Below are 20,527 nucleotides of genomic sequence, written 5' to 3'. Positions count from 1 at the left end.
AGGTGGGCTGGGAGCACGTCGATGTGACGTGCTGCCACCGGAGGGCCAGCATGAATGAGCTATTGAGGCGGCTGCTGACCGCCCACGCGGAAAACGGCGTCGAGGGCCTTCGCCAGGTCCTGGCCGGCTTTACCGATGACCTGCCCCGAGACCTGGACGGGGCCCGGAACGCCGCGGTGGCGGCGTTCCGGGAGCTGGAGGCCAAGAACACCCTGTCCGGCGACGACGTGACGCGAATGGAGGTGCTCGCCGACGTCGGTGAGGCGATCGCCGAGCAGATCAACACCCAGCGCGATCAGGGTGAACGGGTGCAGGAGCTGGCCGCGCGTCTGGGCACCGGCCCCACGGACGGCGAGCAGACCACCACCCCGGCGACGGAGCAGACCCCGCCCCAGGTGGAAGGGACGGCTCCGGCGGGCACCGATAGCCCGCAGGGCGGCGAGGTTCTGGAAGGGGAGCTGGTCACCGTCAGCGCCGCCCGCCCGCCTGCGGGCCGGGCACCGATGATCAACCTCGGTGCGATGGCGAACAGCACCATCCCGCAGTCGCAGATAGGCGCAGACACCGCCATCACGTATGCGGTGTCGGTGGCCGCCGACATTCCCGGCATCATCCCCGGCACCGAATTCGCGGGCTTGCAGGATCTCGGTGACGCGCTGGTGAAGCGGGTGACCGCCCTGGCCCGCATGAGCGCAGGCGACGGGAGCGTGAGGGCCGGATCGCGACGCTGCACCGCAACACGCCCGCGCAGTTCACCGCCGATACCGAGACGACTTCGGCGTGATCGAGCGGGCGGCCAGCGAGCGGCGTCTGCCGGGCGGGTCGCTGGTCGCGGCGGCAAACTGCATGTGGTGCGCCGAATCCGCGGTGCTGTATGACATGTGCGAGACCGCCAGCCGCGACGGCCTGGTCGACCTGCCGACCATGATCGCGCGGCGCGGCGGGATCAAGTGGCCGGTGCGGCCGACGTTCAAGCAGATCTACGACGGCACCGCCAAGCTCGGGTTCCGGTTCCGGGGAACCGGGCGCAGGCGTGCCCGCCGAAGACGTGCGTGGAGGTGTCCTGCCTGTCGTTCACCGAGACGCGGCTGTCGATGCAGGGGCTGTGCATCACCATGCCGCTGCTGGTAGAGCGGGCGTGGCCGGAATGGAGGACGTATTTCGTCGAGCGGGTCCTGGTGGCGCACGCCCACAAGATCAACGCGTGGACGCTGGTGCAGACGGAGGCGAAGGCCACCGCAGTGGTGATCACGCCGCCCACCGATCCACTTTTGACCTTCAACGGCTGGTGATCAAACTTCGTGCGAGCTGGTCCGGAAATTTATTGTGCGTTCGGTGGTGAAGTGGCTGCGGCGGGGCGGGGATAGCGGGCTTGGAGGTAAAAGGTTGCGGCTTCGTCGAGTTCTGGGCAGATGGCCTGGTGAAATTCCGCACGGAGTTGGTCAAGCGAAGGTGTGGGGCCGACGGTAGCGGCTGCCAGGAGGTTGGCGACAGGGATCGTCAAGATGGTGGCGTGCCAGCCGAGGTATACAGCGATGGCTTCCCAGCCGAAGATGTTGAGGCGGTCCAGCAGGAGGTAGCCCAGCAGTTGGTTCAGCCATACCTGAAGATGGTGGGTGGGTTCGGTGGAGGCTTTGATCTCTACCAGGGTCCGACCGACGGCCAGGTCGGCGGTGGCGAACCCGGGCGCCAGTGGGAGCGCGACGATGGTTTGCCGCCCCAGTTGCTGGAGTTCTTGGCGGCCGTGGCGCAGGTAGCCGTTCCACATGTGATGCAGGCCAGCGAACGCTGGATGATTCTCATCGAGTGGTCCGGCGCCGCCTCCATACAGGGCCAGGAACAGTGAACGGCGCAGTTGGGCAGCGGGGGTGGCGTGCAGGCGGTGGGCGAGTTGATCGATGCAGGCAGCGTTGATGCAGGCGACCAGGGCAGCACGTTGAGCGGCATCCTGGCCTTGGGTCGGCTGGGTGATGCGGTGCCATGACAGCAGCAGTGGATCGGTGGTGCCGCTGTCGGGCAGGTGATCGTAGGTGGCCGGAGCAAAACCCGCTGCGCTCAACAGGGCGTGGCACGGCTCGGGCGGCAGGAAGGACAACAGTCCCCAGTGGGCGGGTTCGTCGGTCAGGTCCAGCCCCATACGGATCTCCAACGCGGTGCCCAGGAGGCTCCGGTCGGCGTCGACATCGATAACCGTCCAAGGCGTTTTCTGCAGCTCCTTGATCCATTGATCGACCACCACGCCGCGTTGTGGAAGACGCAAATCAAGGAACTTGCATAGTGTGCTTTGGGGGTCTGCTGCCTGGTCACTCACCGCCATCGTTGTTCCTCCTTACTTAGACGCTCCTGAATACAAAACGTCACCACCATACGACTATCACACTCAGCAAAACAGCTCACTGATTTGCCCGATTGTGATCACGACGCCTTTGTTCATGTCGACATCGAGCAGGTGAGCGGTTGGCCCTTTCGTGAACCCGACGCCGTACCTGCAGATGAGGGGCATGTTCAAGAGGCGAAGACGGTGCGACGACGGGGATGTCTCGGTGTTGACGGCGCGGAAGTAGCCAGCGGTGGCGTTCAGGGAGCGTGGTCGAGCAGCGCCTGGACCTGAACAGCCGGACAGACTGTCGGCGGGGCAGGCCGTCGCGGTGGCCAACGTCTTGGATCCGGGCAGGCAAGGAAGGTGTCGGTGTCGCAAACCGTGTCACTTCATGCGGTCGAGTAGCCGGGGGAGTCTCACCCCCGGCTCTCACAGATCCCGGCGTGAACCTCTCGGTTCACCAGGCTACTGTCACTCTTGGTCACCAGACGCGCGGGACCGAAGGTGCCCATCTCCAGTCGCGAACAGACGGGGATATCTTTCGAGCTGCGAAGCAGTAAGTGCTCACCTTTGATGAGCTTCCAGCGCCGACAGTCGGAGTGTGTCGGCCGTCCATCAGTCCTCCTGATCGGGCAAATGGCCGATGTCCTGGATCTTGTCAGCAAAGACGGCAAGATTATGGAAGCCGCGCCTTTTATTGCGCTCGGACCCTCGGAAGATTGCGACCTCGATCCCATGGATCCCACACAAGCCACACGAACATCTCTTCCATGGGCGATCTTCAAGGAAGAACTCATATTGATCGATACGGGATTTCTTTCTTTCCCCCTCGACCAACTGCTCGTATTCCTTCAGAGCCGCCAGCACTTTCTGAAGTGGAGCCGAAGAGTCACCTCTGTCGTAAGCACGCAATAGACGGAGCGCTTCACGCTCCAGGCTTTTCGCGGCCGCTTGCGAGACCTGGCCGGCCAGCACTTTCCGCTTGAGGGAAGGATTGCCATCCACCTGCGGAACCCTGATCGCCGTATAAGAACGACCCGGTGTGTGATAGCTGTTCCGATCATCCATGAAAGATTGGCGGAAGGGCGAAGTGCTGTCGAAACTCGCTACACCGAGGCGGGAGAAATCTTCAAGGGAATCAACGCGGGTGATACCCAGAAGATGAAGTTCCGCCCACTGCCGCGACTCGCTTATCATTTGAAGGCATTCTAGAATATCTTGGGTTCGCAGAGGAGTCATCCCACCGAGCGCGATGCGCTCGTACCCCATCTCCTCCAGTTGGCACACGCTATCGGCGTAGCTTTCGGGACTCCACCCTTGCGCAGCGCCGACCGGGATGAGCACATTGTCCCGCCTCCGGACCTCGTCGATGAATTCCTGCGCATACCTAAGCGAGAGTCGGCGCCGCTGGGACCACTTTTGCGGAACCGTTTTCTCACTGGCCGTGGGGCCGTAGTGGAAAATCACGTGGTCGACACTCACACCTGCCTGAAATCCACAGTGCTCGTAAAAGTCGACAACATCTTTCACTCCGTAAGGAGGTTCCTCTTCATTAATATAACTGAAGGCTCCGCAGTCTCCGAGTGTGGCCATCCCTTCAGGTAGGCGAAAGTACTTCTCAACGCCTAGCCGGTAGAGTCGCTCGCGCTGCGGTATCGTGTACTTACCAGATCCCCGCACCGATCCGTCGACAATGGACTTGCTAACCAAGAGGCCGTGGTAAGGGCGCTTAGACAGAACTTCATGGGCATATTTGTCATCACGTTGCCGGACACGATGCGGAGAATATTCCTCGTTCAGGAAGTCATAGGTCGGGCTGACCTGATCCTGGCTGTCTGGAAAGTAGAATTTCACAGGAGTCTCCTGCCTGTTCTCTGGGGGTCTCTGTGCCGGGCGTCGGAGAGCACCTCGCTCATCAGACGTGGTCCGGACGTTCTGCAGCCCCGCGCTCACCTCGGTATACACAGCCTGAGGTGCAGGTTTCGCGCACCATGACGGCCGAGAGCGGGAGTCGCGCAGCGAGCTGGTCCCAGATCCACTTTGCGAGCTGTTCGCTCGTCGGGTTCTCTAGCCCGGGCACCTCATTGAGATAGTAGTGGTCGAGCCGGTCGATCACCGGCTTGACCGCCGCCTTGATCTCAGCGAAGTCCATAAGCCACCCCATGACAGGGTCCACCTCTCCGCTGACATGTACCTCTACCCGATAGCTGTGGCCGTGGAGCCGCGCACACTTGTGCCCGTCGGGCACGTTCGGCAGCCTGTGGGCGGCTTCGAACGTGAACTCTCGGAAGATCTCCATCAGCGAATTCCAATGATCTTGTGAGTCTGGACGCTCAACTGCCATTGAGGGTGCTCGAGGCAGTACTCGATCGCAGCTTGCGTGTTGGCGGCGAGCTCGGGACCGTCCATGGGTTGAAGCATCAGGCGATCGAAGGCGAGCTCTTCGAAGCGTTCGGGCTCAGCCCCAACTTGCGGATAGACCAGCTTCAAGTCATTGCCCGAGGTGAGCATGAGTTCGGTGCCTGCTTTGGGACTGACGCAGATCCAGTCGATGCCCTCGGGCGCGGGTCGCGTCCCGTTGGTCTCGACCGCCACCTCGAACCCCTCTGTGTGGAAGGCCTCCACAGCAGCCCGATCCAGTTGCAGCAACGGTTCACCGCCTGTGCAGACGACGTAAGGGCGGCTTCGTGGGTGCGCCTGCCCTTGCCAGGTCTTGGCGACCGCAGCCGCCAGATCTGCGACGGCCCGAAACTTGCCGCCGCCTAGTCCGTCAGTGCCGAGGAAATCGGTGTCGCAGAACTTGCAGATGGCACGATGACGATCTTCCTCGCGCCCTGTCCACAGATTGCAGCTCGTGAACCGGCAGAACACGGACGGACGTCCGGCATGGCTCCCTTCACCTTGCAGGGTGTAGAAGATCTCCTTGATCCGGTACATCGTGCCGATCAGCCCTTCGCCGACGTGAAGGCGGGGTCGGTGAGACCGAGCTCGGCGAAACCGCGGCTACGCAGCAGGCACGAGTCACAGGTCCCACAGGCCCGGCCGTCGACGGGGTCGTAGCAACTGTGCGTCAAGCCGTAATCCACGCCCAGGTCCAGCCCACGCTCGATGATCTGCGCCTTGGTCAGATCGATCAACGGCGTGTGGATCTTGAGTCGCTGAGTCCCCTCGACGCCAGCCTTGGTGGCCAGGTTGGCCATGCGCTCGTATGCCTGGATGTACTCGGGCCGGCAGTCCGGGTAGCCGCTGTAGTCCATGGCGTTGACGCCGATGAACACATCGGAGGACCCGAGAGTCTCGGCCCAGGCGAGAGCGAACGGCAGGAACACTGTGTTGCGGGCGGGCACGTAAGTGATCGGAATCTCGTCGCCCAACTCCTCCGTGTTGTCGTGGTGAGGAACGTCGAAGGCGTCATCGGTCAGCGCCGAGCCGCCGAAGACCGCGAGGTTGATGTCCGCGATCACATGCTGGGCAGAGCCCAACTCGGCGGCGATCTTCCGCGCCGCGTCCAGTTCCTCGGTGTGCCGCTGGCCGTACCGGAAGCTAAGCGCGTAGGTCTCGTATCCCTGGTCACGCGCGATCGCGAGGACAGTCGTCGAGTCAAGTCCACCACTCAGCAAGACCACAGCCCTGCGTTTCTCCGTGCTCATCCGTTGCCCACCGCCCTGCGCACACCTTGGAACCGTCTACCGGACGAATGTACTTTCAGCCTCTGACAGTCACGATGATCTCCACTCGGTCAGGAGCGCGGTCTTGCATGCAGATTCCGCCTGTGGTGACTTTCCAGCTGACAGGGACATCACCGGCTGCAATCGAGCCTCGGTCAACAGTGCGCTTGTTGACTACCGGCTCAGGAAACCGTCCGCGACGGGAGTGAAGCGCGCCCTGAACGGTGGCCCGGAGCCTGATCTCACAGCGAACCTTGGGAGCTTGAGCAGCGAGTTAGTCGATTCGGGCGGAGTGCAACCGGCCTGATGCCGTGACGCAGCGGGCTGTCGCGGCTGCTGCCAGCGGATGAGCGTCGACGCCGGTGTCGCCGGGGCGGGTGGAACGATCGTCCAACGCGTGCTCGCCTCCGGCACGCCACCGCTTGCCCCACTTGTGGGTGGTGCAAGAGATTCCCCATCCTGGCCGCGGCAGGTGCGACCGGGCGGCCTACCCGCTCGACCAGCAGACGACGGCCATGAACGGTTCGCCAGACGTTACGGTGAGACACGAAGACCTCCGTGGGGTGAAGACTCGACACCTCCACCACACCGGAGGTCTTTCTTATCGATCAACCACCATCCGCCATGTCGACAACGTCCAGGGTCGTTATATCTAGGAGCACACCCTCATGCTTTCCTCGCTCCTCACCGAACCCGATCGGCTGTGGACCGCCGCCGAAGTTCTCGCACGGCCCAGCGCCGCTCCGCCCGAACCCGGCGTCTACGGCTGGCATTTCGACGTCGCCCCTCACCCCGACCTGCCGGCCAAGACCCTGCTGTACGTCGGCATCGCGCCCCGGAAGATGACAACCCGTTCCAGCACACAGCACCTGCGCAAACGGGTCCGCTACCACTACCGGGGCAACGCCGAAGGCTCTACCCTCCGCCTCACCCTTGGCTGCCTACTCGGCCTGGAGCTCCGACGCGTCGGCAGCGGCAAGCGCATGACGTTCGGCAAGGACGGCGAGACCCGACTGACCGCCTGGATGGCCGAGCACGCTCGGGTCTGCTGGGTCCAACATCCGGAACCGTGGAGCTGGGAGACTGAGCTCATCGCCCAGCTCGACCTGCCTCTCAACCTCGATCAGAACAAACACAATCCCTTCCATCCACAACTCACGGCCCTGCGCGCTCAAGCCCGACAGCTCGCCCGAACACTTCCCATCGTGGGCTAGTCCAGTACCTCGACAAGGTCCAGCCTGCGATCCTGACGCTTCCCGGCCTCCCCCAGACGCAGCTGCCCGTCGGCCCCGAACCCATCAGCAAAAGGCGTTCACTGGGGAAGGCCACGGCACCGTGTCGGTGTCGAATACCTTGTCGATTCATGCGACATGCGAGTACTCGTGAATGGGTTCGTTCGAGACGATCAGAGCGCAAGACCCAGAGCACGGTTCAGCCCAGATGCTGAATCGTGACATCATCCCAGTGCTGTGCGAGATATTCCGCGACTAGCCGGCGGTGACACTGGTGCGCCTTGTCTTCGCTGCAGAGCAATACCGCATTATCGAGCAGTTCCTGTGGGACGGTGTCCTCAACACGACGACGCTTCATGAGTTCCAGGAAACGGTCTTCGTAAGCCGTCCAGCTCACGCCATGCTTCTTGTAGTCATCCAGCATGGGTTGCGTCGGAGCCAAGTCGACCCGGTGGATATAATTTATGCCACAAATCTCACTGAGGAAGTATTTTAGGTCGTCACGCTTGGCAAAACCTGCCAACTGCGAGACGTTATTCAATCGAACATCGACCAGCGTTGCCACTTCTACTTCACACAAAAGCCCAAAGAACCGCTCGGCCGACTTCTTTGTAAAACCAATGGTATAGAGCTTCATTCTCCTGCCACTCCATCAACGCGAAACTCCTCATTGAAGTACGCGATCCGCCGCTCCTGACGACTGAGAGCCATTTCTAGGCGTTGGGCTGGCGTGTACAAAAGGTCATCCTCGGCTAGGTCGAATCTGGCCATGAGACGCTGCATCGCCACGGCATGGCCCTCGATATGCCCGTCACCGTGGATGTGTTCAACAGCGATGCCATGCTCTACAATCACTCGGGCGATAAGCACCGTGCGATGGCAATCCAGTGGCTCTTGCTCGGTGCACATGACGGCGATCCGTTCAGTCTGCGCCCCCTTTAGCAGGCGCCTGATACCTTTGGCGAACTCAGAAGTCCGGGCAAGGCGGCTGTACTGCACACGCCCGTCGACGTAGCAGGTGGCGTCGCTCGAGCGCACTCCGAGCTCCTCGCCGAGATATACGTACTTTATGCCAGAGTCGTACAAACTGCGCTTTACCATGTCTCGGTTGAACTGGGGCGCAAACCGGCTGACGGGCATCGAGCGCACATCCGCAACGGCCGTTATCTCATGCTTCCGAAGCAGGTTCTGGAAGATCGAGAAGCTGTGTGCGGAGTGGCCGATTGTGAATATGGTACTGGATGTCATGCGTTGCCGCCTGTTTCGACCTTCGCTCGTTCGATGATGGCCGCGACCAGCTTATAGATGAAGTCATTATAAGGTTCACCAAGACTCACTGTCATGAAAGATTCACCTAGTTCGTAGGTGCCGATTGATTTGGCCAGATATAAATGTTCATACTCCGGGTCGGTCACTCGCAGAGCATATTCATAATCTCCATATCTAAAGCGCACCCTAACGACCCGCTTCGGATATTCAAACCCTTCATCAGCGACATGCAGCGTCGCGCGATCGACCCGGATAAGCTTGAGCGAGTCCGCCGGGGTGTCCGCTTGCTCGACTGGCATGCGATCGTTGGTGCCATGGTAAGCATGGTACTCGTTGGTCCACAGAGTCCTGGGGCGCTGCTCTAGCGCGAGCAGCTCGTCCCATCCGACCCGGCCGACCTTTTCCCAGTAGTAGTCACGATCGAGGAGCCAGTTCTCGCTCTGGAAGCTGTGCGGCTGTGGCTCGAGAAGTGGCACGGAGATGATATCGAGGACACGCGGCTCTGAACCGTCTCTATACTGCCGCTCGTCCTGGGAGACCTCGCCGTGTTGGCCAGCGCCGACGGGGCGTATCCACTCTTTCTGGCCACTGTAAACGATCCCCGCTACACAGCGCTCCGAGAACTTACGGGAGTTCGCCAGACACACGAGCGTCTTGATCGTTGTCACGCACACCCTCCGAATATGACGGTTGCCCCGGTATGTGACCGTAACGCAAAGCACCGGCACAGTGCAGCTGCCCACAAGGGACGCAAAACCTTGCCGCGACTGTTCAGGGCAGCCAATGGGACGAGCAGGTCAACAGGTACATCCGCCGCTACCGCGTGGTCTTCATCTCAATGGCCCTGTCCTCGTGATTGCCGAGACCACGTCCATGCAGGTGAGGGGCATAGGGGCTGATGGGGGCCTTCCCCGATGTGTGGACACCTTGAGCGCCCTGGATCATGGAGGTCTGGGGTGAGAGGGGTCCTACGTCGCGATGAAGGTCTACTCCGAGGAGTTCAAGGCCGACGCGGTGGCGTTGTATCTGTCGGATCCGACGGCGACGTACGCGTCGGTGACCAAGGATCTGGGCGCGGGCCGCGAGACGCTGCGGTTGTGGGTCAAGCAGGCCCGACAGGCCAAGGCCGGTGAGCGCAGGCCGGAGCGGCGCCAGTGCCCAAAAGGGTCAACCCCAAAAGAGCACCCCTACCCTTGCAATATCACCAGCAAGGGCTGCTGTTGCCGCTCTCCCAAGTCTCACTGGGCCGAAAAACTGTGTCACCTCATCCGACCTGCCGATACTCGTGGAGCAGTCCGACGAGTCGATCCTGCCGGAAGACACTCTCGGAGTTGCATCCTCGGGCCTACCCCACCGTGATCACTTCACCGGGCTGATCTACAGTCGGCCTGCCAGGGCGGCAACGCCCACGTCGACCGATGCCTCCCCCCTGTCCGGCGGCTACTTCGTCGACTACCTCCGTGCCCCGCCCGCACCACCGCCGGGCCTGTAAGTACTGCAGAAATCGGTCACGCTCTGTATCCGCCAAACACGCATCACCCCCGGTCCCGCCTCATCCGCCCATCAGCGACCGACCAGGCGAGCCAACCAATCATCTCCGCGATAGATCACCCCAGGCTGCGTTCAGAGGCACGATGCTTAATCCGTGTCTACTACCTGCAGGAAACCGAAAATCGACACGCCCGGTGACCGATCTCTGGTCCGATGCCGGGGTCGTCCAGGGCGGCTATGTTCGCTCGTTGTTCGCTCGGCGTCCCCGGTACGGGACGACACGCAGCGACACACCGCGGTACGAAAATCGGGCTGGACGTGCACAGGGCGGTATAGACTGACACTGAGAGCACCGATCTGACACGAGAGCAGCGGACTCTTAATCCGCGGGTTCGGGGTTCAAGGTTCTGACGGCGCACCCGTTCTGACCTGGGCAAACGCAGACGACGTCGTGTTTGCCCTTCGGGTTTTTAGGTCCCTTGTTCCCCTGTTCGCTCGATGTTCGCTCGCGGGCACGGACTGGGACATCGTCATCATCGGTTTCCTGCTGCCCGGCATGAGGCGGATGACCGAGGGCGCGGCTGGTCCATCTCCCGGTCGCATGGTGTGGGTCTGCAGTTGAAAGCGATGCCCCCGAAACAGGGCTTGTCTCCCTTCGCCAAAGGAGCGCAGGGACCCTTTATGAATACGGATCCCGGCCATCTTGTTCGCCCGTGTGTACCCGGCTCGGGCTCGTTATGAGGCCGGTGCCGGCTCCTGGCCGGGCGGCCCGTCAGCGGGCAGCGGCGCCATAGCGCGGGCGCCTGGGCTGCGGCGCTGGTGCGGGGCGGCGTTGAGGATGATGGCGGCGGCGTCTTCGGCGGATTGGCGGGCCAGGTCGGGGAGCAGGCTGGTGTAGGTGTCGGCGGCGACGGTGATCGAGGAAAGTCGCAGGGCTTCTTGGACGACTTTGAGGTCGTAGCCGGCGGCGAGGAGGATCGAGGCGGCTCCGTGGCGCAGGTCGTGGAGCCGGACGGGTGGTAGGTCGGCTTCCATGGCGAGCTGCTCGAACTGCTCGGTCACCAACGCCGGGTGCAGGGGTCGGCCGGTTTCGGTGGTGAAGACGAAGTCGGTCTCGGTCCAGGTGTCGCCTGCGGCGAGGCGTTCGGTGTTCTGCCGGGCTTTGTGGGCGCGCAAAACTTTGATGGTGGTGGTGTCGAGGGAGACGCGGGCTTCTCCGGCGTCGGTTTTGGGTTTGCCCTGGGCGGTGGTGGAGCCGAGCTGGGTGATCTGCCACCGGACCGTGACGGCACCGCCGTCCAGGTCCAGGTCGGGCCAGCGGAGGCCGCAGGCTTCGCCGCGGCGCAGGCCGCGGAAGGTGATCAGGTGGTACAGGGGGTGGAGCCGGTGGCGGCGGGCGCGGTGCAGGAAGGTGCGGGTGAGTTCGGGTGTCCAGACCATGACCGGTGAGGGGCGCGGTGCGCCGATGTAGGCGTCCAGCCGGTTGATCCGGGTCCCGTGCCGCATCCCGGGTTCGAGGCGGGCCAGCCGCTCCTTGCGGTCCTGCTGCTCGCGGACGTGGATGGTGTGGTTGCGGCGCCACTCGGCGATCCGCTCGGGCGACCCGACCAACGGCCGGGGTGCGCGGCCGGAGGGCAGTTCGACCAGGGCGGCGACGTTGATGTCGATGCGGCGTTCCTTGATCGCCTTGCTGAGGGCGGCGCGCAGGGTGGCGCGGATGCGCTGCTTGGTCGCTGCTCCGACCGCGCGCCGACCCTTGACCTGGGCGCGCAGTGCAGGGTCGCCGGATTGGCGGGCGTGGGCGACCAGGCTGTTGAACTCCTCGATCGCCTCGAAGAGGGAGTCCACGTCCGACACCCGTAGCCGTTCCAGTGGGATGTGGCCCAGGTGCGGGGTGAGGTAGAGGTCGAGGTGGCCGCGGTAGCTGCGGCGGGTGCCTTCGCGCAGGCCCTTGCGGCCGGCCAGCCACTGTTCCAGGTACTCGGCCAGCGTGAGGGTGGAGTCCAGGTCCTGGCCGGTGCGGACCTTGCGGCGGACCTCCTCGGGGACCGGGAGCCGTTTGGTGTTCTTGACGGTGGCGGTGATGAGGTCGGTGATCTGGTCGAGGACGGCCGGGTCGTCCGCGGCGATGCTCAGCAGTTCTTTGGCTTGGTTCATCTCGGCGTCGGCGGCGTCCTGGCTGGTGAGTCCGCCGCGCCGTAGCGGGCCGCGGCGAGCGCCGTCGAGGGTGGCGGGAAGTCCGAGTTGGTAGTACCAGCGGCCGTGTCCGGTGTTGGAGCGCCCGTCGGCGCGGCGGAGTTTCGGGCAGCGGGTGCGTAGGAGTCGGCCGTCCTGGTCACGGCAACCGCACTGCTTGTAGGTACTTCCGTTGGCCATGTACGTCACCTGCCGGTATCGGGCCGCCCAGCCGGGCCGTCGGATTGGAGGCCGAGGAGGATGAGCAGGCCGGAGGTCGGCACCAGGTAGCTGTCACCGACCCGCAGCACCTGGCACGGGAAGGTCCCGGCGCGGGCCAGGGCGTAGCTTTTGGTGCGTCCGATCCCCAGCGCTCTCCCGGCGGTGACCAGGTCGACCATGGCGGGCAGCTTGCGGATCTGCGCAGCGGTCACGCCAGCGCTCACCGCCCACCTCCGACACGACGTCCCTCGCCGTCATGGCGCAGGGCTTGTGGTGTTCGGTGGGCTGGTGCCTCGCGGTCGTCGTGCTGCAGATGGTGGTTGCTCCGGCCGGCCCGCTGGCGTCGGGGCGCGGGTGGGTTCTGCGCGTCCGTGCCGTTCGTCACGCGGCGGGCGGTGCCGAGACCCGGGTATGCATGCTCGGCTTGGTCCAGGCTGTCAAGCTCGATCCGCTGGCCCGCCCCAACCGCTCCCCCGCTGATCGACGGCACCGCGGCGTCCGCATCGGCGCGCACGCCACCGTTGCAGGGACGCTGGAAGATCAGCAAGTCCTCGTGGGCGGCAGCGCAGGCGGGGATGCCCCGGTCGCGGGCACGGCGGGCTTCGAGCATCTGGAAGAACGGCGCGCGGGAGACGATCTGCCCGTCGCGGATTCCGCACAGGAGCGCGACGAGGCGATCGGCGAACCGGAGGCCAGCGCGTTCGGCAGTGCCGATGACGCGGCCGGGAAGGTCGATCAGTTCGCCGCGGACGCGAATCGGTCGGATGGTGATCGCGGCCGTTCCTCCCGGCTTCAGCACTCGGTAGCAGCCGGCCAAGATCTGCTCGAAGCCGTCGAAGCGGTCGTCGAGCCTGGTGTAGGCCAGGTTGCCGCGGTCGGTGGAGTGGTGCGTGTTCCACTTGCGGACCTTGGACTCGCCGGAGCCGCGGGTGGCGCGGACATGCCCGTGTGTGGAGGCTCCGTACGGGGGTGAGGTGAGCACCAGCGTCGCGTGGCCGAGGCGGTCAGCGAGGAGCGTGGTGATATTGCGGGAGTCTCCGCAAGTCACGACGCGTGACCGGGCGCGCCTTGGGAACGGGCGTGCTGGATGTTGCGGGCGGTCAGGTGCGCGAAGCCCTCCTCGTACTCCACGCCCACGGCGTGGCGGTCGAGGTGGATCGCCTCGACCAGTGTCGTGCCGATCCCGCACATCGGATCGGCTACGAGTTCGCGCGGGCGACTGTAGGACGCGATCACCTGGGCGGCGATCGCGGGAAGCATCCGGGCGGGATGCTTCATCGCCTCAGGTACGTAGCGGCCTTGGCGCTGGAGGCGGGACGGCTTCTGCCCGGTCGCCAGGATCCGACTCGCTGCGGCAGTGCCCCTGTGATGCACCGCGAGGTCGGGGCCGGTTGGCTGGAGCCTTTGCTGACCTATCCCGGGCATCTGGACGTGTCACTCCACGCGGAGCCAATCCCGCCGCTGCTGGCGGCCCAGCGGCTGCGCCGCCAGCTCGCCCGGTCGGAGTCCTCCTCCCGGTCCGACATGCAAGCTGGCCGCCTTGCCGACTTCGCCGCTGAAGCCGCGGCGGACGACGCGGCCGAGCTCTCCGCCGCGCTCGCCCGCGGCCGCTGCCGCAGGCTTCGCTGGAGAAGGCGTACGCGAACGCCACCGTGGACATCAAGCTCGACGCCGCCGGCGCCTCGATCAGCTGCGCTTCCCAGCCCGACATCGTCGCCACGATGCTGGAACAGCTCCACGTCGAACCGGCCACAAGATCCTGGAACTGGGCGCCGGGACCGGCTACAACGCCGGTCTGCTCGCCCACCTGACCGGCCCGACCGGCCCGACCGGCCACGTCACCACGATCGATGTGGACGACGACATCGTCGACGGTGCCCGTACCGCACTGGCCGCCGTCGGGATCGACAACGTCACCGTCATCCTCGGCGACGGTGCCCTCGGCCACGCCGACAACGCCCCCTACGACCGCATCATCGCCACGGTCAGCGCGCACGCGGTCCCCCACGCCTGGCTCGACCAGCTCGCCCCGGGCGGCCGGCTCCTCACACCGCTGCGGCTGCGCGGCACCGTCGCCCGCTCCATCGCCTTCGAACCCCATGACGGCGCCTGGCGCAGCGTCAGCAGCGAGATGAACACCTTCATGCCGCTCCGCCAAGGCATCGCCGACGACCCGCGGCGCCTGGTCCCCCTCACCCGCGACGGCACGGTCACCCTCGTCACCAGCGGCGGCCAAGAAATCGATGCCGAGGCGCTAAGCGATGTCCTGCACCAGCCCACCACCCAGGTCTGGACCGGCCCCACCTTCCGCGGCCAGGAGTCGGCCGAGTGGCTGGGGCTATGGCTGGCCTGCACAATGCCAAGCGGTCTCAACCGCATGCCCGCCAAGCCCCAAGCCATCGAAAGCGGCCTCCTCAGCGCCCCCTACCCCAGCTCCACCGCCTGCTTCGACCAGACGGCACTCACCTCCCTGACCCGCCGCAAGGCCTCCCACACCGCCTCGGACGGCGCCGGCCTGTACGAGTTCGGCGTCATCGGCCACGGCCCCGGCGGCGACACCCTGGCCGAGCAGGTAGCCGATGCCGTCCGCACCTGGACCGCGATTACCGCGGCCGCGAGGTCGTCTTCGAGATCCAGCCACTCGACAACCCCACGCCCGCCCGACGTCCGGGCCGCTTCGCCTTCCCCAACGCCCTCAACCGGATCTTCATCGAGTGGCGCTGAGATGGATGTCGGCTTGATAGCCCACCGTTTTCCGCTGGTCGCCCGCCCACGCCCCGCCTGCCCGCCACTCGTCGAGTGGATCGCTCAACTCCGCGACATGGCCCATACCGCCCACACCGACGGCGACCGCACGCTGGCCGCCGCCGTACAGAACAAGGCCGCCCTCATCGCAGCGACTGCGGCATGACCGACCTGGCACGAACGCTGTGCTGGCAGCACTTCGACACCTACCGAAGCCGCTGGCCCCTCAACGCGCCCACAGCCCGATATGCCCTCGAACCCCTGGTCAACATCGCCCGCCTGTTGATTCGCGCCCGAGACACCAACGGGGCTCACCACCTACTCGAGTCCCTCATCCACGCGGTCAGCACTCACGGCGACGCCGTGATCGACGGCCGCTCCGTCTCCTTCCGCCACCTCACCGGCACGCAGGAAGACCACCGCACGCTCCGCCAATGGTTGTGGACGGTCATGCTCGCCGACGGCACTCGCGCCCTGACCAGCGCCGGCCAATGGCAAGAGGCCCTCGCACACGTACAGCAGCACAAGGGCATCGGCCGCTGCCCACTGGACGGACGACAAGTCGCCGTCCTCGCCCACCTCCACGCCAACGACCCCGACACCGCGCTGAAGACCCTCAGCCAGAGCGTCACCACCGGCAGGGTGAGCGAGGCAGGCGGGTCTGTTGCGGTACACGGTTCTTTGCCGCCCGCCGCCTTCCCCGGGTCGGGAAACGCGGACTGCTCGACGGCTATCTCAAGAGCCACTCGCCGACCTGGGGGCCGAAGCCGCTGTCCAGCGTGAACTGGAACTTGCTGAGCTTGGTCTTCTTGGGAACGGAGAAGACCAGGTAGCCCTTGCGGCTGCTGCCAGGCGCCAGCTTGACAGAGGTGCCGATGGAGGCGCCGAGGGCGATCTCGCTCAGAGCTTCGTCATACTGCTGGTCCTCGTCGTCGATGAGATGGGCGCCGTTGCCGGGCGAGTCATCGTAGGTGGTGGAGCCGACGTTCTTCAGGCGGATCTGAACGGCGACAAACCGGTGACCAGGCTCGGGAACGTTGAACTCGTCCTTGGGCTTGGCCGACGAAACCGCCTTCACGACGGTCACCTCGAGCTTGAGTCCGTCCTCGCCGCTGTTGAGAGTGATGGTGTCACCGATCCTGGCCCGGGCGCCCTGCGCCTTCGGCGGGGGCTCCTGTCCCTTCGAGGCGGCGGGCTTGTCGTCGGGGTTGCTGGTCACCTCGGTGCCGGTGCATGCAGTAAGGGCGAACGACAGCAGGGCCGGCAGGACGAGCAGAGACTTTTTCATTCTTCGACTCCTGAACATGAGGGCTGGCTCGGGGGTGCGCTACCGACGAACGGACAGGCCCCGTCGAGGCGCCCCACAACTTAGAGAGCCCATGCAGAGCAAGCCATAGAGTGAATTGATAACCGGGGTTATCACAATTTCATGACACCTGAGAGCACTCGGTCGGCGTAGCGTCTGGGTTCCTTGCGGCTCGCAGGTCTCGCGAACCTCTTGAGTCGCACGTCCACTTCGGCCGCCGTTTGGCCATCGAGGACCGCCAGCCGTCTTCCCCGGAGGTTCACCATGAACGTTCTCGTGTCTGTCGTCCTGTGTCTGTTGTCAGGCGTCCTCTTCGGTGTCATCGGCTACGTGCTCGCGCGGGGCCAGTGCGCCGCAGAGAGGAGTCGGCTGTTGGCCGAACAACAGGTCGTCCGGGTCGAACGCGACCAGGCGCGGACGCACGCCGACGAGTTGCGCTCCGAGCGGGACCAGGCGCGCAGCCGAGCCCAGCAGGCGGACGCCTCCTGGACGGATCTGTCCGCGCGGTACACCGAACGGGCTGAGCAGGTCGTCCGACTCGACCGCGACCTGGAGTCGACGCGGGAGAAGCTGCAGGCGACCGAGAAAGAGAACGCGCTGCTGACGGAGTCACTACAGGAGAGCGTGCAGCAGACGCGTTCCCTTGAGGAGCGGCTGCAGCAGAGCCAGCAAGCTGCGGCGAGGCTCCAGGGGGACGTCGACCGGCAGGAGCAGACCTTGGCCGGGATCAAGCAGGACCTGGCCGTCGCCCGACAGGAGTGCGACGGGCTGCGTCGGCAGCAAGAACAGGTCGAGGCGGCACGCAAGGAGCTGGACAAGCTGCGCGACGACACCACCCGGCAGCAGACCGAGCAGTTCGAGGCGTTCGTGACGAAGATGCTGGAGTCCTCGCAGGACCGGCTGATCGCCACCGCGGACGACCGGCTGGGTTCGGCCAGCCGCATGATCACCGAGCGGCTGGCGGACATGGGCCAGCAGCTGAGCACCTTCGACTCCAAGCGGAGCGACAACGAGAGCCGGCTCAGCGAGCAGCTCAAGATGCTGGCCGACGCGAACGTCGAGAGCAGCAGGCAGGCTCGGGCGCTGGCGGACGCGCTGCGCAAGCCGCAGGTCCGGGGTGACTGGGGTGAGCTTCACCTCAAGCGCGCCGTCGAGCTGGCGAACATGAAGGAGCACTGCGACTTCGAACTGCAGAAGCACGTCGAAGGCGACGAGGGACCGCTGCGGCCCGACATGGTGGTGCATCTGGCCGGCGGTAAGCGGGTGGTCGTGGATGCGAAGGTGTCGCTGGCCGCGTTCCTGGACGCCCTCGAGACCACCGACAATGCCGAGCGGGACCGCTACATGGCCGACCACGCCCGGCATGTGCGCAAGCACATCGACACGCTGGCGGGCAAGGAGTACTACCGGACCGTCGCCGGAAGCCCGGAGTTCGTGGTGATGTACCTGCCGAGTGAAGCGCTGCTGCAGGCCGCGCTCGACAAGGATCCCCGCCTGGTCGAGTACGCGGCAGAGAAGCGGATCGTCATCGCGACGCCCACGGTTCTGATCGCGATGCTCCGCACAGTGGCGATCGCATGGACGCAGGCGGCACTGCAGGAGAACCTCCGTCAGGTGCACGAGCTGGGTCGTGAACTGCACAAGCGGCTCACAACGATGGCGACCTACTTCAAGCGCCTCGGCAACTCTTTGGACGGCTCGGTCAAGGCCTACAACGAGGCCATCGCCTCGCTCGAAGGCCGCGTGATGGTGACGGCACGGAAGTTCAAGGAGTTGAAGGTCGTCGATGACGATCTCCACCCGCTGGCCGAAGCGAACGGTTCCGCCCGGTCCCTGAAGGCTCCGGAACTGCTGGAGGCGGCGTCGGCCGAGCCTCCCGTCCGCGCGGTGGAGTCTACGGCACACGAGTCCGAGGAGACAGCAGAAACTGCCTGATAAGGGCCGTTATCGGTCAATCTGATGGCCGAGGTGCGGCCGTTGCTCTACTGTCGATCGCACGCGGAGAGAGGAGGTAATGGTGGTGAAGCTTGCTCGTGACGAGGCGCTCTTGATGTCCATGACGGAGATCGCCGAGCTGGCGGACGTGAAACGGCCGGTCGTCAGCACCTGGCGCCGCCGCTACCCCGGCTTTCCGCAGCCGGTGACCGAGGAGCGCGGGCAGCAGCTCTTCGATGCGGCGCGCATCGTCGACTGGCTGGTCGAAACCGGGCGGGCCGGGCGGAGCGAGATCGAAGGGGACCTGCGGGTCCACACGCTCGCCCGGCTCGGTGCCCGGTTGCCGTCCAGCACGCTGATCCCCGCGCTCACCGCGCTGATCTGCCTGCGGCACCTGTCCGGCGACGAGCCACTCGACGATGAGACGCCGGGCCTGATGGCGCGCCTGCGAGAGCAGGCGGACGAGATCGACCCGGATGACGAGCTGCTGGCCTCGGAGATCCGTGGGCTGCGCGCGTCCTGGCTTCCGGCCGCGGTGGACGAGCTCGTGGAGGCCGCCTGGAGCACCCAGGGCGCGTTCGAACGGATCATGCAGGTCCGCGATCGGCTCGGCGCGGCGGACATGTCGTCCGGTCGGCTGGATCCCGTGCTGGAGTCCCTGGTCGCGGGCTTGGCCGATGCCCGCGCCCGCGCCGACCGCGAGGGCGAGGTGCGGCTCGTCGACCCGTATGCTGGAGTCAGCGACTTGCTGGCCGCGGTCGCTGGCACGCTCCGTGACGACCAGGTTCTGCACGTCACCGCCTGCTGCGCCGACCCGCTGGCGGCGCGGCTGACGCGGCGGCGCCTGGCCGTCCGCGACGTTCCCGAGGTCGAGTACGAGGTCCGCACCGACCCAGACGGATGCCTGGACGAGGCCACGATTGTCGTCACACAACTGCCGTACCGTCCGGCCGAGGAACGCTCCGCCGCACTGTCGCTGAACGCGCTGAACGACCTGCTGCTGCCGCTGTCTCGCGGCGCGGCCGCGATCGTGGTCGCGCCCGCCGACACCACCGCCGCACTCGACCCGACCGGCGACGCCGGCGTCCTGCGCGGGGAGCTGCTGACCTCCGGTTCGGTCAAGGCCGTCATCCGGCTACCCGGTGGCCTCGCCCCTATCGCCCCGGATACGAGGTCGCGCTGTGGGTGCTCACCGCTGACTACGCGGTCGGGGAACGCGGCATGGTGCTGCTGGCCGACGTGTCCGACCGCACTCTCACTTCCGGACTGGTCGATGCCCTTGTCACCGACGTGCTGGCCTGGCGCGACGAGCAGTTCGACCCCGATGCCCACCCCCGCGTCCACACCGTCGCTACCCCGGTCAGCGCGTTGGTCGCCTCGCCGCGCCCTCTGATCCCCCGCTACCTGCCATCCCAGGATGATCTGCGCTGGGACGTGCCCGAGCGCGTTGCCCGCACGCTGGAGCTGGAACGCGTGCTGTGGGAGGCCCGCCCGGACGCGTCCCGTCTCAACAGCGACTTGTCGGCCGTCCCGATGCCGCGTCCGCCGCGCACCGCGACCATCGCCGAGCTCGCGGGCAGAGGCCGTCGGAAGGAGTTGTCGTTGCGCAAGGGCACGCGCCTGCCGGCCGGTCTCGTCCGGTCTGCTTCCAGCGCGGTGAACGCGACGAACTCGTATCCGGTGTTCGGTCCTGCGGAAGTCCTTGGTGAAAGTGAACCGGGCAGCCGCCGCGTCGACCGCATCGAGTTCGAGATGTCCTGCCCCGGTGCTCGGCACAGCAAGCCCGGCGACGTCATCATCACCACTACGCCGCGTCCGTCCGCCACCGTCGACCACGACGGCCACTCGGTAGTGGAGTTCCCGGCGCGCATCCTTCGCATCGAAGAGGAAGGCGGCAAGCACTTCACGCCACGCGTACTGGCCGCCCTGCTGGACCGCGCAGGAAGAGCCGACGGCGCCATCCGTCCGGCGCAACGCCTACAGGAACTCGCTTTGCCGCTGCTGTCCCCGTCCGAGCTGAAGCGGCTGGATCGCCTGCTGGCCGACCTTGACGACCGCCGGAACCGCGCCCGCCGCGAGATCGCCGCCCTGGACGAGCTGCGCCGCATCGCCGCCACCGGCCTCGCCGAAGGAACCCTGACTCTCGCCGACCCCATCGGCTGAC

Annotated in this window: 23 protein-coding genes and 2 pseudogenes; 11 read left to right on the top strand and 14 right to left on the bottom strand. The window is 65.4% G+C overall.

Going from position 1 to position 20,527, the window contains the following annotated elements:
* The first annotated feature begins 50 nt into the window (after nt 1-50).
* The 3 genes and pseudogenes from GEV43_RS51060 to GEV43_RS56310 form a co-directional block, all read left to right on the top strand.
* Complete coding sequence (locus GEV43_RS51060; RefSeq protein ID WP_160822941.1) at nt 51-878, top strand: hypothetical protein; 828 nt, start codon at nt 51-53, stop codon at nt 876-878.
* Nucleotides 781-1,131 (top strand): major capsid protein, encoded by a 351-nt coding sequence (locus GEV43_RS56315; RefSeq protein ID WP_160822940.1) that lies wholly within the window; start codon nt 781-783, stop codon nt 1,129-1,131. The genes GEV43_RS51060 and GEV43_RS56315 overlap by 98 nt, the downstream gene beginning before the upstream one ends.
* A pseudogene (locus GEV43_RS56310) lies at nt 1,044-1,292 on the top strand (major capsid protein); the annotation flags it as partial. The gene GEV43_RS56315 and the pseudogene GEV43_RS56310, both read left to right, overlap by 88 nt.
* Nucleotides 1,293-1,321: 29 nt before the next feature.
* On the opposite strand, the gene GEV43_RS25925 reads toward GEV43_RS56310, so the two are convergent.
* The 6 genes and pseudogenes from GEV43_RS25925 to GEV43_RS51050 all read right to left on the bottom strand — a co-directional run.
* The gene (locus GEV43_RS25925; RefSeq protein ID WP_160822938.1) at nt 1,322-2,317 is read right to left on the bottom strand and encodes a hypothetical protein; all 996 of its coding nucleotides are present in this window, start codon (nt 2,315-2,317) and stop codon (nt 1,322-1,324) included.
* A 618-nt stretch (nt 2,318-2,935) separates the two neighbouring features.
* Complete coding sequence (gene dpdA / locus GEV43_RS25920; RefSeq protein WP_160822937.1) at nt 2,936-4,174, bottom strand: tRNA-guanine transglycosylase DpdA; 1,239 nt, start codon at nt 4,172-4,174, stop codon at nt 2,936-2,938.
* A 61-nt stretch (nt 4,175-4,235) separates the two neighbouring features.
* Complete coding sequence (gene queD / locus GEV43_RS25915) at nt 4,236-4,619, bottom strand: 6-carboxytetrahydropterin synthase QueD (RefSeq protein WP_160822936.1); 384 nt, start codon at nt 4,617-4,619, stop codon at nt 4,236-4,238.
* Entirely contained in the window at nt 4,619-5,257 is a 639-nt protein-coding gene (gene queE / locus GEV43_RS25910) for a 7-carboxy-7-deazaguanine synthase (RefSeq protein ID WP_160822935.1), read from the bottom strand. The genes queD and queE overlap by 1 nt, the downstream gene beginning before the upstream one ends.
* 8 nt (nt 5,258-5,265) lie before the next feature.
* Nucleotides 5,266-5,970 (bottom strand): 7-cyano-7-deazaguanine synthase QueC, encoded by a 705-nt coding sequence (gene queC, locus GEV43_RS25905; protein ID WP_160822934.1) that lies wholly within the window; start codon nt 5,968-5,970, stop codon nt 5,266-5,268.
* Between the two features lie 388 nt (nt 5,971-6,358).
* Nucleotides 6,359-6,536, bottom strand: a pseudogene (locus GEV43_RS51050) (IS481 family transposase); the annotation flags it as partial.
* 120 nt (nt 6,537-6,656) lie between these two features.
* Between GEV43_RS51050 and GEV43_RS25895 the strand changes: the two are divergent.
* Nucleotides 6,657-7,202: a GIY-YIG nuclease family protein gene (locus GEV43_RS25895; protein ID WP_160822933.1), complete on the top strand. Its 546-nt coding sequence runs from the start codon at nt 6,657-6,659 to the stop codon at nt 7,200-7,202.
* A gap of 217 nt (nt 7,203-7,419) precedes the next feature.
* Here the strand turns inward: GEV43_RS25895 and GEV43_RS25890 are convergent, their stop codons facing one another.
* Genes GEV43_RS25890 through GEV43_RS25880 form a run of 3 tightly spaced genes read right to left on the bottom strand, consistent with a single transcriptional unit; the run spans nt 7,420 to nt 9,157 of the window.
* Nucleotides 7,420-7,857 carry a DUF488 family protein gene (locus GEV43_RS25890; protein ID WP_160822932.1) on the bottom strand — a complete coding sequence of 146 codons (438 nt, stop codon included), beginning with the start codon at nt 7,855-7,857 and terminating at the stop codon, nt 7,420-7,422.
* Nucleotides 7,854-8,468: a DUF488 family protein gene (locus tag GEV43_RS25885; RefSeq protein ID WP_160822931.1), complete on the bottom strand. Its 615-nt coding sequence runs from the start codon at nt 8,466-8,468 to the stop codon at nt 7,854-7,856. Before GEV43_RS25885 ends, GEV43_RS25890 begins: the two co-directional genes overlap by 4 nt.
* Nucleotides 8,465-9,157 carry a hypothetical protein gene (locus GEV43_RS25880; protein WP_160822930.1) on the bottom strand — a complete coding sequence of 231 codons (693 nt, stop codon included), beginning with the start codon at nt 9,155-9,157 and terminating at the stop codon, nt 8,465-8,467. The genes GEV43_RS25885 and GEV43_RS25880 overlap by 4 nt, the downstream gene beginning before the upstream one ends.
* Nucleotides 9,158-9,467: 310 nt before the next feature.
* On the opposite strand from GEV43_RS25880, the gene GEV43_RS54000 reads away from it, so the two are divergent.
* Nucleotides 9,468-9,848, top strand: coding sequence for a transposase (locus tag GEV43_RS54000; RefSeq protein ID WP_160822929.1), 381 nt, complete (start codon nt 9,468-9,470; stop codon nt 9,846-9,848).
* 867 nt (nt 9,849-10,715) lie between these two features.
* Here the strand turns inward: GEV43_RS54000 and GEV43_RS25870 are convergent.
* The 4 genes from GEV43_RS25870 to GEV43_RS53995 are packed head-to-tail and all read right to left on the bottom strand — an operon-like array spanning nt 10,716 to nt 13,802.
* Nucleotides 10,716-12,356 carry a site-specific integrase gene (locus GEV43_RS25870; RefSeq protein WP_160822928.1) on the bottom strand — a complete coding sequence of 547 codons (1,641 nt, stop codon included), beginning with the start codon at nt 12,354-12,356 and terminating at the stop codon, nt 10,716-10,718.
* A 5-nt stretch (nt 12,357-12,361) separates the two neighbouring features.
* Nucleotides 12,362-12,589 carry a DNA-binding protein gene (locus tag GEV43_RS25865; protein ID WP_309239838.1) on the bottom strand — a complete coding sequence of 76 codons (228 nt, stop codon included), beginning with the start codon at nt 12,587-12,589 and terminating at the stop codon, nt 12,362-12,364.
* Nucleotides 12,590-12,597: 8 nt separating this feature from the next.
* Complete coding sequence (locus GEV43_RS25860; protein ID WP_160822926.1) at nt 12,598-13,425, bottom strand: hypothetical protein; 828 nt, start codon at nt 13,423-13,425, stop codon at nt 12,598-12,600.
* Complete coding sequence (locus GEV43_RS53995; RefSeq protein ID WP_302930989.1) at nt 13,422-13,802, bottom strand: DNA methyltransferase; 381 nt, start codon at nt 13,800-13,802, stop codon at nt 13,422-13,424. The genes GEV43_RS25860 and GEV43_RS53995 overlap by 4 nt, the downstream gene beginning before the upstream one ends.
* A 227-nt stretch (nt 13,803-14,029) precedes the next feature.
* Here GEV43_RS53995 and GEV43_RS55140 point away from each other — a divergent pair, with 227 nt between their 5' ends.
* The 3 genes from GEV43_RS55140 to GEV43_RS25845 are packed head-to-tail and all read left to right on the top strand — an operon-like array spanning nt 14,030 to nt 15,905.
* Nucleotides 14,030-14,188: a hypothetical protein gene (locus GEV43_RS55140; protein ID WP_309240073.1), complete on the top strand. Its 159-nt coding sequence runs from the start codon at nt 14,030-14,032 to the stop codon at nt 14,186-14,188.
* The gene (locus GEV43_RS25850) at nt 14,134-15,288 is read left to right on the top strand and encodes a methyltransferase domain-containing protein (protein ID WP_309240038.1); all 1,155 of its coding nucleotides are present in this window, start codon (nt 14,134-14,136) and stop codon (nt 15,286-15,288) included. The genes GEV43_RS55140 and GEV43_RS25850 overlap by 55 nt, the downstream gene beginning before the upstream one ends.
* Nucleotides 15,285-15,905: a hypothetical protein gene (locus tag GEV43_RS25845; protein WP_160822924.1), complete on the top strand. Its 621-nt coding sequence runs from the start codon at nt 15,285-15,287 to the stop codon at nt 15,903-15,905. Before GEV43_RS25850 ends, GEV43_RS25845 begins: the two co-directional genes overlap by 4 nt.
* Here GEV43_RS25845 and GEV43_RS25840 read toward each other — a convergent pair.
* A complete protein-coding gene (locus GEV43_RS25840) occupies nt 15,853-16,410 on the bottom strand; it encodes a DUF4352 domain-containing protein (RefSeq protein WP_160822923.1) in 558 nt (185 codons plus the stop codon). The genes GEV43_RS25845 and GEV43_RS25840 overlap by 53 nt on opposite strands.
* A 282-nt stretch (nt 16,411-16,692) precedes the next feature.
* Here GEV43_RS25840 and rmuC point away from each other — a divergent pair, with 282 nt between their 5' ends.
* The 3 genes from rmuC (at nt 16,693) to GEV43_RS48285 (ending at nt 20,526) form a co-directional block, all read left to right on the top strand.
* Entirely contained in the window at nt 16,693-18,363 is a 1,671-nt protein-coding gene (rmuC, locus tag GEV43_RS25835; RefSeq protein WP_160822922.1) for a DNA recombination protein RmuC, read from the top strand.
* A gap of 85 nt (nt 18,364-18,448) precedes the next feature.
* Nucleotides 18,449-19,756, top strand: coding sequence for a hypothetical protein (locus GEV43_RS25830; protein ID WP_160822921.1), 1,308 nt, complete (start codon nt 18,449-18,451; stop codon nt 19,754-19,756).
* Nucleotides 19,732-20,526, top strand: a complete 795-nt coding sequence (locus GEV43_RS48285; RefSeq protein WP_206681284.1) for a hypothetical protein — start codon at nt 19,732-19,734, stop codon at nt 20,524-20,526. Before GEV43_RS25830 ends, GEV43_RS48285 begins: the two co-directional genes overlap by 25 nt.
* Nucleotide 20,527 lies beyond the last annotated feature (1 nt).

It is taken from the genome of Actinomadura sp. J1-007, from assembly GCF_009793335.1.
Lineage (GTDB): Bacteria > Actinomycetota > Actinomycetes > Streptosporangiales > Streptosporangiaceae > Spirillospora > Spirillospora yumaensis.
The sequence above is the reverse complement of the archived record's forward strand: the minus strand, read 5'-3'. Positions and strand labels throughout refer to the sequence as shown.

Excerpts from the sequence above, each read along its gene's own strand:
- GEV43_RS51060 (WP_160822941.1), top strand. The coding sequence starts at position 51 with ATGAATGAGCTATTGAGGCGGCTGCTGACCGCCCACGCGGAAAACGGC.
- GEV43_RS25925 (WP_160822938.1), bottom strand. The coding sequence starts at position 2,317 with ATGGCGGTGAGTGACCAGGCAGCAGACCCCCAAAGCACACTATGCAAG.
- queD (WP_160822936.1), bottom strand. The coding sequence starts at position 4,619 with ATGGAGATCTTCCGAGAGTTCACGTTCGAAGCCGCCCACAGGCTGCCG.
- queE (WP_160822935.1), bottom strand. The coding sequence starts at position 5,257 with ATGTACCGGATCAAGGAGATCTTCTACACCCTGCAAGGTGAAGGGAGC.
- queC (WP_160822934.1), bottom strand. The coding sequence starts at position 5,970 with ATGAGCACGGAGAAACGCAGGGCTGTGGTCTTGCTGAGTGGTGGACTT.
- GEV43_RS25895 (WP_160822933.1), top strand. The coding sequence starts at position 6,657 with ATGCTTTCCTCGCTCCTCACCGAACCCGATCGGCTGTGGACCGCCGCC.
- GEV43_RS25890 (WP_160822932.1), bottom strand. The coding sequence starts at position 7,857 with ATGAAGCTCTATACCATTGGTTTTACAAAGAAGTCGGCCGAGCGGTTC.
- GEV43_RS25885 (WP_160822931.1), bottom strand. The coding sequence starts at position 8,468 with ATGACATCCAGTACCATATTCACAATCGGCCACTCCGCACACAGCTTC.
- GEV43_RS54000 (WP_160822929.1), top strand. The coding sequence starts at position 9,468 with ATGAAGGTCTACTCCGAGGAGTTCAAGGCCGACGCGGTGGCGTTGTAT.
- GEV43_RS25870 (WP_160822928.1), bottom strand. The coding sequence starts at position 12,356 with ATGGCCAACGGAAGTACCTACAAGCAGTGCGGTTGCCGTGACCAGGAC.
- GEV43_RS53995 (WP_302930989.1), bottom strand. The coding sequence starts at position 13,802 with ATGCCCGGGATAGGTCAGCAAAGGCTCCAGCCAACCGGCCCCGACCTC.
- GEV43_RS25845 (WP_160822924.1), top strand. The coding sequence starts at position 15,285 with ATGACCGACCTGGCACGAACGCTGTGCTGGCAGCACTTCGACACCTAC.
- GEV43_RS25840 (WP_160822923.1), bottom strand. The coding sequence starts at position 16,410 with ATGAAAAAGTCTCTGCTCGTCCTGCCGGCCCTGCTGTCGTTCGCCCTT.
- rmuC (WP_160822922.1), top strand. The coding sequence starts at position 16,693 with ATGAACGTTCTCGTGTCTGTCGTCCTGTGTCTGTTGTCAGGCGTCCTC.